This window comes from Roseococcus suduntuyensis, from assembly GCF_014196305.1.
Lineage (GTDB): Bacteria > Pseudomonadota > Alphaproteobacteria > Acetobacterales > Acetobacteraceae > Roseococcus > Roseococcus suduntuyensis.
On the sequence record NZ_JACIDJ010000009.1, the window covers coordinates 23,687 to 34,550 of the forward strand.

Here is a 10,864-nt window from a genome sequence, read left to right on the forward strand (position 1 = left end):
GCGTGATCGCCGCAGGGCGTATGCCCGGAGGCGTGAATCACGCGGGCGGCAAAGCGTGATCGCCGCAGGGCGTATGCCCGGAGGCGTGAATCACGCGGGCGGCAAAGCGTGATCGCCGCAGGGCGTATGCCCGGAGGCGTGAATCACGCGGCCAGATCAACCCGCAGCAGCAGCGCGTGCCGCCCCGCGCCGTAATAGTCGCGCCGGGTGGCGGCGCGGGTGAAGCCGCACGCGCCGTAGAGCGCCAGTGCCGCGGCATTTTCCTCCGCCACCTCCAGCAGCAGGGCGGTGGCCCCCTGGGCGGCCAGCAGCATCATGCCCGTCTCCAGCAGGGCGCGGCCCAGCCCCGCGCGGCGGGCTTCGGGGCGCACGGCGAAGGTCAGCACCTCGCCCTCATCGGCGGCGAGGCGCAGCAGGATCATGCCGTCCTCGTCCGCCACCAGCCCCAGCGCGCCGGGCATGCCGAGGAGGGTGGCCATGGTCTTCCCGTCCCAGGCCTCATGGGCCGGGAAGGCGCTGGCATGGATGGCGGCCAGCAGCGCGGCATCCTCCGGCGTGGCGGCGCGGAGCGTCATGTGGTCGCGGCCGGGTCCACATAGAGGGGCAGGGCGGCGCGGGGCGGGATTTCGCCGCGCAGGCGGCGGAGTGCGACGGCAGCCAGCGGCAGCGCCTCCACCTGCCGCGCGGCGCCCAGCGCCACCGGGGCGCCGCGCGCGCGCAGCCGGGCGGCGGCGCGGGGCGCGCCATCGCCCACCAGCCAGGTCAGGGTGGATGGGGGGGGCAGGGCGGGTTCCGCCAGCGAAAGGGGCGGGGCCTCGGCGAAGGGGCCGGGGCCGAAGCGTTCCAGGAACAGCCCGCCGCGCCGATTCTCGGTGCAGGCCCAGACGGGGTGGGGGAAGGTGCCCGCCAGCGCCTCGCCGGTCGAGACGCCGACCAGGGGCACGCCACGGGCGGCCGCCAGCCCCTCGGCCAGGGCGATGGCGGTGCGAAGCCCGGTGAAGCTGCCGGGGCCGATGCCCACGGCGATGGCGTCGAAGCCCTCGCCCATCAGCGCTTCCACCAGCGGCGGCAGGGATGCGGCCTGGCCATGCGGCCCGGGGGCCTCGCGCTGGGCGAGGCAGATGCCATCCTCCACCAGGGCCGCGAGGCAGCGGGAGAGGGCGGCGTCGAGGACCAGCAGGCGCATCCCACCCGCTTCGCACCGGAAGGCCGCTACGGCAAGCGGCGCAGCCAGGCCCCCACCGTCAGCCGCGCCGTGATCCAGCCGATGGTCCCCGCCACCAAGGGCAGCGAGGCGAGACCCCACCAGGGCAGGTCCGCCAGCGCCGCCGGCCGCGCCATGGCGACGGGAATGGCGGCATCGGCCAGCAGCCAGAGCGCGGGCAGGGCGATGGCCAGCCCCCCCAGCGCCCCCAGCGTGCACAGCCAGCCCAGCCGCCGGGCGAATCGGCCCGCGATGTCGGAATCGCGCGCGCCCAGCTCGTGCAGGATGGTGATGGTCTGGCTGCGGGCCGCGATGCCCGCGCGTGTCGCCACGGCCACCAGCGCGGTGGCCACCAGCACGATGATGGCGAGGATCACCCAGGCGAGCCCCCGCACCCCATTGGCCACGCGCAGCGCCTGGGTCACGGCCTCGCCGCGTTCCTCGACCAGGGCGCCGGGGATGTCGGCGGCGGCGGCGCGGATGGCGGTTTCGGCGGAGGGGTCGGAGATTCGCATCTCCACCATGGCGGGCAGCGGCAGGCCGGGCACCTCGCCCAGCCAGGGGCGGAGAAATTCGCGCAGCCGCGCATCCGGCACGGGGGTGGCGGAGGCCACGCCGGGCAGGGCGGAGAGCCTGTCCAGCGCGGGGCCGAGGCCCTCCGGCGGCAATTGCACCAGGATCTGCCCCGCCGCCGCCTGTTCCCAGCGCGCGGCGAGGCTGCCCGCCCCCTGCGCGCCGGTCAGCGCCATGGCGGCCAGCAGCGCCATGGCGGCGACGAGGGCGGGCAGCAGCCAGCCGGCGAGCGCCCGGCGCAGGCCCAGCGGGTCACGCCCGCGGAGGCGGCGCATGCGGAAGGCGTTGCGGTCAGCCATGCGAGAGCAGCCGCCCGGCCTCGAGTCGCAGGGCCGGCGCCGGGTATTCCTCCGGCAGGGCCTCGCTGTGGGTGGCGACGACGACGGTGGTGCCAAGCCGGTGCATCTCGCGCAGCAGGGCGATGACGCGGCGCGCCTGGGCGCCGTCCAGGTTGCCCGTGGGCTCGTCCGCCACCAGCAGGGCGGGGCGCGCGACCACCGCGCGGGCCAGGGCAAGGCGCTGCTGCTCTCCGCCTGAAAGCGAGGCGGGGGCGGCATCCGCGCGTTCCAGCAGGCCGACCCAGCGCAGCATCTCGGTCACGTCGGCGCGCAGGCGCTGTTCGGTCAGGCCCTGGATTCTGAGCGGCAGGGCCACGTTCTCATAGGCATTCAGGTGCGGCAGCAGGCGGTAATCCTGGAACACCACGCCGATTCGCCGTCGCAGCCCCGGCAGGGCGCCGCGCCGCATGCGCGCCACGTCCTGGCCGAGCACCTCCATCCGCCCGGCCGTGGGCCGCACGGCCAGGTGCATCAGCCCCAGCACGCTGGACTTCCCTGCCCCCGACGGGCCCAGCAGCCAGGTGAAGCTGCCCGTCTCCAGCAGGAAATCGAGCCCGCTGAGCGCCCATTGGCCGCGCCCTTCCGGATAGCGCAGGCCGATATTGGTGAACCGGACCATGGGTCCATCCCCCTTCGAATCTGCCCCGGCCCCTGGTTTCGCACAGCGGGAGGTTGCGGACCACGGGCTTCCGTTGGCACATGCGGATCCAGAGATGGACATCGTCTGCCCGAACTGCGCGACGGCCTACCGCGTGCCAGATGCCCTGGTGCTGACGCGCAAGCCTGTGCGCTGCGCGGCCTGCGGCACGCGCTGGGTGCCGGAACTGCCGGAGGAGGCCCTGCCGGCCCCGCCCGCGGCCGATGACGCACCTCCGGCGATGGAGCCCTCCGCCCCGGAAGCGGACGCCAAGGAACCGCCGCCCGCCGCGCCGCTTCCCCGCAGCATCGGCGCGCCGCCGGAGCCGGAGCCCGAGTCGGCGCCTGTCACCGCGCCCATGAGCATCGGTCCCGACCCCGCCGAGATGCTGAACGAGGACGGCACCCTCACCCCCCGGCCCGCCGCGCCGCCGCCATTGGCCACGCCGCGCTGGATGCCGGGCGCCCCGCGCCGGGTTCGGGGCGGGGCGCTGCTGCCGATGGCCTGGGCCGGCAGCGTGCTGGCCCTGGTGGTGATCCTGCTGCTGCTGTTCCTCTACAGCGAGGCCATCGCCACCGCCTGGCCGCCCTTCGGCTGGGTGGCCAGGCTGTTCGGCGGCTAGAACGCGATCCGCGGAGGCGGAATCGCCGGGGCGGTGAAGCGCGTTCTCGGCGGCTAGAACGCGATCCGCGGAGGCGGAATCGCCGGAGCGGTGAAGCGCGTTCTCGGCGGCTAGAACGCGATCCGCGGAGGCGGAATTGCCGGAGCGGTGAATCGCGTTCTCAGCAGAGGCAAGCCCTCAGGCCGCCGCGCGCGCTGCCGGCTGGGGCCTTGCCACCGCGTGGGCACCCGCGCCCAGCCCCGCCTGCACCACAAGGGCCACCGCGAGGAAGGCCGGGAATTCCCAGCCGCCGCCCGGCGCGCTGAACAGCCAGCCATTGCCGAGATGCACCAGCGTGGCGCCCAGCATCACCGGCACCATGGCCAGCGAGGCGACGCGCACCCAGAGGCCCAGGATCAGCGCCAGGCCCGCCAGCGTCTCCGCGATGGCGACCACGGCGCCCAGCGCGGGCGGGTAGCCGAGGGAACCGAAGAACCCCATCGTCCCCGCCAGGCCGAAGACGCCGAGCTTCAGCCAGGCGCCATGCGCCAGCAGCAGGATTCCGAGGGAGACGCGCAGCAGCAGCGCCGCATAGGGGGTGGTCTGGTGGGTGGTGGGCATGTGGGTCGTCCTTGTCATGGGAAGGCGGCCGCGCCGCCCTTGGCCGACATGTGCGCCCGGACGAGGCCGCGCTTCCAATCCCGATGCGACAGGATCATCATCCATGCCGTGAATGATGGACGCGCCGCGTGACCGACCTCTCCCAGCTCGACCTCAACCTGTTGCGGGTCTTCGACGCGGTGGCGCGCGAGCGGCATGTGACGCGCGCCGCCCAGCGGCTGAACCTCTCCCAGCCGGCCGTCTCCAACGCGCTGGCCCGGCTGCGGTCGGCGCTGGGGGATGAGCTGTTCCTGCGCCGCCCGGGCGGGGTGGAGCCGACCGCGCTGGCCCTCGCCCTGGCCGCCCCGGTGGCCGAGGCGCTGGACCGGCTTTCGGAAGTGCTTTCCGCCCAGATGCCCTTCGACCCAGCAACGGCGCGGCGCATCTTCCCCGTGGCCTTCTCCGAATATGCCGAGGCCGTGCTGGCGCCCCTGGTGCTGGGCCGCATGGCGCGCGAGGCGCCGGGCTGCCTTCTGACCATACGGCACGCCGACCGCACCAATGCCGAGGCGCTGCTGGAACAGAGCGAGGCGGTGCTGGCCATCGCGATGCTGCCCGAGCCTTCCGCCCTCTACACCCGGCTTCGCATGCTGCCCGAGGCCTTCCTGACGCTCATGCGACCCGACCACCCCCTGGCGGCGGGGGAATTGACGATGGAACGCTTCCTGTCGGTGCCGCACCTGCTGCATTCGGCCAATGGCTCGCGCGACGGGGCGCTGGATGTCGTGCTGGGCGGGCAGGGACTGTCGCGGCGGCTGGGGGGCGTGATCGCGCATCTCTCCGCGGTGCCGGAGGTGCTGAAGCGGACCGACATGATCATCACCGTCTCGGCCCGGCTGGCCGAGAGCCTGGCCGCGCCGCACGGGCTGGTGGTGCGCGAGCCGCCGGTGGCGGTGCGGCACACGCGGCTTTCCCTGGTGTTCCACCGCCGCTTCGAGGCGGACCCCGGCCATGCCTGGCTCAGGCGGCTGTTGCTGGCAGAGGCGCGGGAGGCCTGATCATTCCCCGCGAAGTCGCTGCGCGCCTTCGCGAGGGCCCCGGTGGCGCCGCCCTCAGCTGATCGGCACCGGCCCCCAGGGCGGCAGGCGGCCCAGGCGGTTTTCCATGATGACGAGAAAGCGCCGCGGCGTGGGCAGCAGGCGGCCCCCGGCGTCGGCGGGGGCGCGGTGCAGCGTCACCATGTCGTTCACGTTGCCGCCCAGCATTTCCACCACCCCCGGCCCCGTGGACACCACCAGGTCGCAATGCATGGGGCGGAACTGGCCGCGTTCGGACGCGCGGTCGGCCCAGCGGGCCAGCGGGCGGCGCGAGCGGTCGAAGCAGGCCAGGTCTCCGGGCTCCGGGGCATAGGCGGCCGGGTCGCGCGGCAGGAAGGGCGCGGTGCGCGGATGGGTGGCGGCCAGCACGTCCAGGTGGTCCAGGTAGCGCGCATGGGCGGCGTCGGGGGCGAATTCCACATGATCCACCCCGGCGGCGCCCATCAGCCAGGAGATGAAGGCGGCGGACCAGAAGGGCTCGGCCCAGAGGGGCGTCGCCTCGCCGCCCAGCGCGCGGGCGTAGAGGGCGCGATTGCGCGGGATGGCCGCCTCGGTCTGCGGCACCGCGCGCCAATAGGCCAGCACGCGGGGGAAGTTGCTGGGGTCTGCCTCCGGGCGGGCGGCCGTCACGGGCGCACAGGCGGCCAGGGCCGGGCCGGGCAGGCCCGAGGTGGTGCAGCCCCAGTCCTGCCATTCGGCCATGGCGAGGCGTTGCAGCCTCTCCCGTGCGCTGGGCGGATAGGGCAGGGGGGCCGGCGGCGGGGGCGCGGGCGGCGTGGCGCAGGCGGCCGCCAGCAGCACCAAAGCCAGGGCGCAGAGGCGCCTCATGCGCGCAGCTGCGGGTTGTCGAAGCGGGGTTCGCGATAGGTGCGCAGGGCGGATTCGAGTTGCTGGGCCAAGTCTTCGCGTTCCTCCGGGGCCAGATAGCGGCCGATTTCGATGCTGGCGTCTCTGTGGCCCAGAAGCAGGCGCGGGCCGTCCCAGCGCAGCTTGGCCCAGAAGGGGTCGAAGCGGGCCTCCTCCACGCGCCGTCCCTCGCGTCGGCGGACGGTGATACTGCCGGCCTGCAAGGTGACCAGCTCCGCGCTATGGGCGGCGTGGCGGCGGTACAGGGCCAGCATGGCCACCACCAGCACCGCCTCGGCGCCCGCGAAGAACAGCACCGGCCAGGCGCCCATGAAGGTGAACAACAGCCCCGTGAAGGCGAAGCCCCCGCAGAGGATGCCGGCCACGATGCGGAAGCCCCGCGCGCTCAGGCTGTTGAGCGGCGTCGAGCGCGCCTCGAACAAAGGATGGGCCTTGACCATGCCTGAATGAGATAGAATGACCTGCGACGTGAAAACCCCCTCCATTCGCCCCCTTGCCCCACTCCATGGCACCGCCCGCGCCCCGCGCCGCGCGCGGCTGATGTCGCGCATGCAGGCCGTGGCCTTCCTAGAGGCCCTCGCCCAGGAGAACCCCGCGCCCGAGACGGAGTTGCACTACACCGACCCCTTCACTTTGCTGGTGGCGGTGGTGCTCTCGGCCCAGACCACGGATGCGATGGTGAACAAGGTGACGCCCGGCCTCTTCGCCGCCGCGCCCACCCCCGCCGCCATGGCCGCGCTGGGGGCGGAGGGCATCGGGCAGCACATCCGCCGCATTGGGCTGTGGCAGGCCAAGGCGCGCAATGTGGCGGCGCTGGCGCGGATGCTGGTGGACCAGCATGGCGGCGAGGTTCCGGCCGACCGGGTGGCCCTGGAGGCCCTGCCCGGCGTGGGCCGCAAGACCGCCAACGTCGTGCTGAACGTGGTCTTCGGCCAGGCGACCATGGCGGTGGACACGCACATCTTCCGCCTGGGCAACCGCACCGGCCTCGCCCCCGGCAAGACGGTGCGGGAGGTGGAGGACGCGCTGGTGAAGCGCTGCCCGCCCGCCTTGCTGCGCGACGCGCATCACTGGCTGATCCTGCACGGGCGCTACATCTGCAAGGCGCGGGCGCCGGAATGCTGGCGCTGCGGCGCCGTGGCCCATTGCAACTACCGGGACAAGGTGCTGGCGGCGCCGGGCGGCTGATTCACCGCTCCCGCTTTGCCTCCGCGCATCAGGCGCTATCGCTTCCGTGACAGCCCCCGCCCCGGGCTGACGGCGGCCTCGCCGAAGCGGGCGCGCAGGGCCTCCACCGCCTGCCATTTCGCGGCGCGGCGCGGGGCCTCGGGGTCGGCCAGGTCACCCTTGTCGGCGCCGGCGCCATCCACCAGCGGTGCGGCGCCGAGGCCCAGCAGGCGGAAGGGGGTGCCGTCGGCCTCGCGCGCCAGCAGGGGGCGGGCGGCGGCGAAGAGGGTCTCGGGCAGGCGGGTGGGCGCGGGCAGGCGGGCCTGGCGGCTGCGCGTCTCGAAGCGCGCGGTCTTGAGCTTGAGCGCGACACCCCCCGCCGCGAAGCCCTTGGCCGAAAGGCGCTTTCCCAGCTTCTCCGCGATGCGCCACAGCACGGCTTCCAGCTCGGGCAGGGTGGCGATGTCGGTGTCGAAGGTGGTCTCGGCGCTGATGCTTTTGGTCTCGCGCACGGGGTTCACGGGGCGGGGGTCCTCGCCACGGGCGCGGGCGGCGAGCGACGGCCCCTCCTCGCCGAGCCGCGCGATGGCCGCGCGGGGGTCAAGGGCCGCCAGTTGGCCCAGCCGCGTGATCCCCGCCGCCTCCAGCCGGCGCGCGGCCGCGGGCCCGATGCCGGGCAGCAGCCCCACGCGCTGCGGCGCCAGCCACTCCGCAGCCTCCGAGGCGCCGATGACGGCGAAGCCGCGCGGCTTGTCGCGCTCCGCCGCCAGCTTGGCCATCAGCCGGTTGTGCGCGAGGCCGATGGAGATGGTGACGCCCACCTCGCGCTCCACCGCGCGGGCGAAACGGGCCAGGACCACGGCGGGGGGCGCGTTGTGCAGGGCCTCGGTGCCCGCCAGGTCCAGCACCGCCTCGTCAATGGAAAGCGGCTGCACGAGGGGGGAGAGCGCCTCCATCAGGGCGCGGATTTGCGCCGCGGCGGCGGAATACTTGGCGCCGTCGGGCTTGATGACGACCGCATCGGGGCAGGCAGCCAGCGCCTTGAACATGGGCATGGCGCTGCGGATTCCGTAGGTGCGGGCCACATAGCAGGCGGTCGCCACCACGCCGCGCTTGCCGCCGCCGACGATGACGGGCTTGGCCGCCAGTTCCGGCCGGTCGCGCTTCTCCACGCTGGCGAAGAAGGCGTCGCAATCCACATGCGCGATGGTGAGCGTGAACAGTTCCGCGTGACGCATCAGGCGGCGGCCGCCGCAATGGGCGCAGGCGGTTCCCTCGCCGGGGGCGGTGGAGAAGCAGTCCCGGCAGAGAGCGGGTGTCAGGGCCACAGCCGCGCCGCGCCGAACACGCCCGAGCTGTCGCCATGGGCGGCGCGCACGATGCGCGTGCGGACCACGTCCGAGAACACATGGCGCGGGAGTAGCCGGGGCAGGTCCGTGTATAGGTGGTCCATGTTGGACAGCCCGCCGCCCAGCACGATCACCTCCGGGTCCAGCAGGTTCACCACATGCGCCAGCGCGCGGGCCAGCCGGTCGGTGTGGCGGGAAAGGGCGCCCTTTGCCGCGGCATCGGTGCGGGCGGGCAGGCTGGAGGCGTCGCGCGCGCCCGGCCCATCGGCATCGGCGGCCAGCGCCGGGCCGCAGAGGAAGGTCTCGATGCAGCCGCGCTGGCCGCACCAGCAGCGGGGGCCGGGGAATTCGGCCGCGGTCATCCAGGGCAGGGGGTTGTGGCCCCATTCGCCGGCGATGCGGTTCAGGCCCTCCAGCAGCCGGCCCTGGACCACCAGGCCCGCGCCCACGCCGGTGCCGAGGATGACGGCGAAGACGCTGGTGGCCCCATCCGCCGCGCCATCGGCGGCTTCGGAGAGGGCCAGGCAATTGGCGTCGTTGGAAATTCGCACCTCGCGGCCCAGGGCGGCGGCCAGGTCAACGTCCAGCCGCCCGCCATTCAGCCAGGTGGAGTTGGCGCCCCGCACCAACCCCGTGGCCGGCGAAAGGCTGCCCGGAATGCCCACGCCCACGGTGCCGCGCGTGCCGAGTTCCGCCTCCACCCCCTCCACCAGCGCCCGGATGGCGGCGATGACACCCGGGTAGCTGGGGGGGGTGGCCACCCGCCGGCGCAGCCGTGCATGGCCGGCGGCGTCCAGCGCCACCACCTCGATCTTGCTGCCGCCCAGGTCCACGCCAATTCGCATCCGGGGAAGCTGTGCCGCGCGCCCCTTGCGGGCAAGCCCCGCGCAATGGTGGAGTGCATCAATGGGAGAGACAACGACCATCCTCGACACGCGCGGCATGACCTGCCCGATTCCCGTGCTGCGGACGAACAAGGCCCTGCGCGGCATGGCGCCGGGGGCGACCTTGACCGTGCTGGCCACCGACCCCGCCGCGCTCAAGGACTTCCCGGCCTATGCGGAGGAGACGGGGCACACCCTGCTCTCGGCCGAGACGGGCGCGGATGGCGTCCACCGCTTCGTCCTGCGCCGGAAAGCCACGCCATGAGCCTGCTGCTGCTGACCCACCGCGACGGGCTGCTGCACGAGATGGGCGAGGGCCACCCCGAATGCCCCGACCGGCTGCGCGCCGTGCTCGCCGCGCTGGAGGCGGAGGAATTCGTCGGCCTCATCCGCGATGAGCCGGGCGAGGCCACCTATGAACAGCTCGAACGCGTCCACCCGCCCGATTATGTGGCCGCCATATTGGGCGTGCGCCCCGCGCCTGGCGAATATATCGCGCTCGATGCCGACACGGTGATGTGCGCGGGCAGCGCGCGCGCCGCCCTGCTGGCCGCCGGCGCGGCGGTGCGCGCGGTGGACGAGGTGCTGGGCGGCCATGTGCAGCGCGCCTTCTGCGCCACCCGCCCCCCTGGCCACCATGCCGAGCGGCGCCGGCCCATGGGGTTCTGCCTGTTCGCCAATGCCGTCATCGCCGCCCGCCACGCCCAGGCGGCGCATGGGCTGAGCCGTGTCGCCATCTGCGACTTCGACGTCCACCACGGCAATGGCAGCCAGGATTGCGTCTGGGAGGACCCGAGCATCCTCTTCGCCTCCTCGCACCAGATGCCGCTCTATCCTGGCACCGGGGCCGCGGAGGAACGGGGAGCGGGCAACATCTTCAATGCCCCCCTGCCGCCCGGCGCCGATGGCGCGGCCTTCCGCGCGGCCTGGGCGGAGACGCTGCTGCCGGCCATCGAGGCGTTCCGGCCGGAATTGCTGGTGATCTCGGCCGGGTTCGACGCCCATGCGCGCGACCCCCTGGCGCAGCTGCGTGTGACCGAGGCGGATTTCGCCTGGCTCACCACGGAATTCTGCGCCCTGGCCGGGCGGCATTGCGGCGGGCGCATCGTCAGCCTTTTGGAAGGCGGCTATGACCTGCCGGCGCTGGCGGCCTCGGCCGCCGCCCATGTGCGGGGATTGTTGCGGGACTGATGTCAAAACGATGAAGGCTTTGGGTTCGCGTCAGGCGGCCTTATAGTGCAAGAAGGTTGGGAGAAGGTCATGTCGGTCGAGCACAGGGTGGATGAGCGTGCTGCGGGTGCCGCGGAGGTGCGGGAACGGGACATCGCCTCCCTCTCCTTCGAGGAAGCCTTGACCGAGCTGGAAACCATCGTGAAGTCGCTGGAGGGCGGCCGGGCCACCCTGGCCCAGGCCATCGCCGAATATGAACGCGGCACGGCGTTGCGCCGGCATTGCGAACAGAAGCTCTCCGAGGCCGAGGCGAAGGTGCAGGCGGTGGTTGAGGGCAAGGCCGGGCTCGTCCTGCGGAATGTGGAATAGGAATTCGG

The 10,864-nt window shown here is 73.5% G+C and carries 15 protein-coding genes; 6 read left to right on the plus strand and 9 right to left on the minus strand.

Going from position 1 to position 10,864, the window contains the following annotated elements; all coding sequences use genetic code 11:
- Window positions 1-143: 143 nt before the first annotated feature.
- Genes GGQ83_RS18515 through GGQ83_RS18530 form a run of 4 tightly spaced genes read right to left on the minus strand, consistent with a single transcriptional unit; the run spans window position 144 to window position 2,734 of the window.
- Window positions 144-575 (minus strand): GNAT family N-acetyltransferase, encoded by a 432-nt coding sequence (locus GGQ83_RS18515; protein WP_184386475.1) that lies wholly within the window; start codon window positions 573-575, stop codon window positions 144-146.
- Entirely contained in the window at window positions 572-1,186 is a 615-nt protein-coding gene (tsaB, locus tag GGQ83_RS18520) for a tRNA (adenosine(37)-N6)-threonylcarbamoyltransferase complex dimerization subunit type 1 TsaB (RefSeq protein ID WP_184386476.1), read from the minus strand. The genes GGQ83_RS18515 and tsaB overlap by 4 nt, the downstream gene beginning before the upstream one ends.
- A 26-nt stretch (window positions 1,187-1,212) precedes the next feature.
- Window positions 1,213-2,076 (minus strand): cell division protein FtsX, encoded by an 864-nt coding sequence (locus GGQ83_RS18525; protein ID WP_242534762.1) that lies wholly within the window; start codon window positions 2,074-2,076, stop codon window positions 1,213-1,215.
- On the minus strand, window positions 2,069-2,734 hold the full coding sequence (locus tag GGQ83_RS18530) for a cell division ATP-binding protein FtsE (RefSeq protein ID WP_184386477.1): 666 nt from the start codon (window positions 2,732-2,734) through the stop codon (window positions 2,069-2,071). The genes GGQ83_RS18525 and GGQ83_RS18530 overlap by 8 nt, the downstream gene beginning before the upstream one ends.
- Window positions 2,735-2,828: 94 nt before the next feature.
- Here GGQ83_RS18530 and GGQ83_RS18535 point away from each other — a divergent pair, with 94 nt between their 5' ends.
- Complete coding sequence (locus tag GGQ83_RS18535; RefSeq protein WP_184386478.1) at window positions 2,829-3,374, plus strand: zinc-ribbon domain-containing protein; 546 nt, start codon at window positions 2,829-2,831, stop codon at window positions 3,372-3,374.
- 177 nt (window positions 3,375-3,551) lie between these two features.
- On the opposite strand, the gene GGQ83_RS18540 is transcribed toward GGQ83_RS18535, so the two are convergent.
- Entirely contained in the window at window positions 3,552-3,974 is a 423-nt protein-coding gene (locus GGQ83_RS18540; RefSeq protein WP_207017782.1) for a DoxX family protein, read from the minus strand.
- Window positions 3,975-4,102: 128 nt separating this feature from the next.
- On the opposite strand from GGQ83_RS18540, the gene GGQ83_RS18545 reads away from it, so the two are divergent.
- The gene (locus GGQ83_RS18545; RefSeq protein WP_184386480.1) at window positions 4,103-5,011 is read left to right on the plus strand and encodes a LysR family transcriptional regulator; all 909 of its coding nucleotides are present in this window, start codon (window positions 4,103-4,105) and stop codon (window positions 5,009-5,011) included.
- 54 nt (window positions 5,012-5,065) lie between these two features.
- Here GGQ83_RS18545 and GGQ83_RS18550 read toward each other — a convergent pair whose 3' ends face one another.
- Window positions 5,066-5,878 carry a DUF2272 domain-containing protein gene (locus GGQ83_RS18550; protein WP_184386481.1) on the minus strand — a complete coding sequence of 271 codons (813 nt, stop codon included), beginning with the start codon at window positions 5,876-5,878 and terminating at the stop codon, window positions 5,066-5,068.
- Window positions 5,875-6,357 carry a DUF2244 domain-containing protein gene (locus tag GGQ83_RS18555; protein WP_184386482.1) on the minus strand — a complete coding sequence of 161 codons (483 nt, stop codon included), beginning with the start codon at window positions 6,355-6,357 and terminating at the stop codon, window positions 5,875-5,877. The genes GGQ83_RS18550 and GGQ83_RS18555 overlap by 4 nt, the downstream gene beginning before the upstream one ends.
- A gap of 100 nt (window positions 6,358-6,457) precedes the next feature.
- Between GGQ83_RS18555 and nth the strand changes: the two genes are divergently transcribed.
- A complete protein-coding gene (nth, locus tag GGQ83_RS18560) occupies window positions 6,458-7,105 on the plus strand; it encodes an endonuclease III (protein ID WP_184386564.1) in 648 nt (215 codons plus the stop codon).
- Between the two features lie 35 nt (window positions 7,106-7,140).
- On the opposite strand, the gene GGQ83_RS18565 is transcribed toward nth, so the two are convergent.
- Complete coding sequence (locus tag GGQ83_RS18565) at window positions 7,141-8,412, minus strand: DNA polymerase IV (RefSeq protein ID WP_456315762.1); 1,272 nt, start codon at window positions 8,410-8,412, stop codon at window positions 7,141-7,143.
- Window positions 8,403-9,278 carry an ROK family protein gene (locus GGQ83_RS18570; protein ID WP_184386483.1) on the minus strand — a complete coding sequence of 292 codons (876 nt, stop codon included), beginning with the start codon at window positions 9,276-9,278 and terminating at the stop codon, window positions 8,403-8,405. The genes GGQ83_RS18565 and GGQ83_RS18570 overlap by 10 nt, the downstream gene beginning before the upstream one ends.
- A gap of 61 nt (window positions 9,279-9,339) precedes the next feature.
- Between GGQ83_RS18570 and GGQ83_RS18575 the strand changes: the two genes are divergently transcribed.
- The 3 genes from GGQ83_RS18575 (at window position 9,340) to GGQ83_RS18585 (ending at window position 10,856) form a co-directional block, all read left to right on the plus strand.
- A complete protein-coding gene (locus GGQ83_RS18575; RefSeq protein ID WP_184386484.1) occupies window positions 9,340-9,582 on the plus strand; it encodes a sulfurtransferase TusA family protein in 243 nt (80 codons plus the stop codon).
- Window positions 9,579-10,508, plus strand: coding sequence for a histone deacetylase family protein (locus GGQ83_RS18580; protein WP_184386485.1), 930 nt, complete (start codon window positions 9,579-9,581; stop codon window positions 10,506-10,508). The genes GGQ83_RS18575 and GGQ83_RS18580 overlap by 4 nt, the downstream gene beginning before the upstream one ends.
- 69 nt (window positions 10,509-10,577) lie before the next feature.
- Window positions 10,578-10,856: an exodeoxyribonuclease VII small subunit gene (locus GGQ83_RS18585; protein WP_184386566.1), complete on the plus strand. Its 279-nt coding sequence runs from the start codon at window positions 10,578-10,580 to the stop codon at window positions 10,854-10,856.
- The last annotated feature ends 8 nt before the right edge of the window (window positions 10,857-10,864 follow it).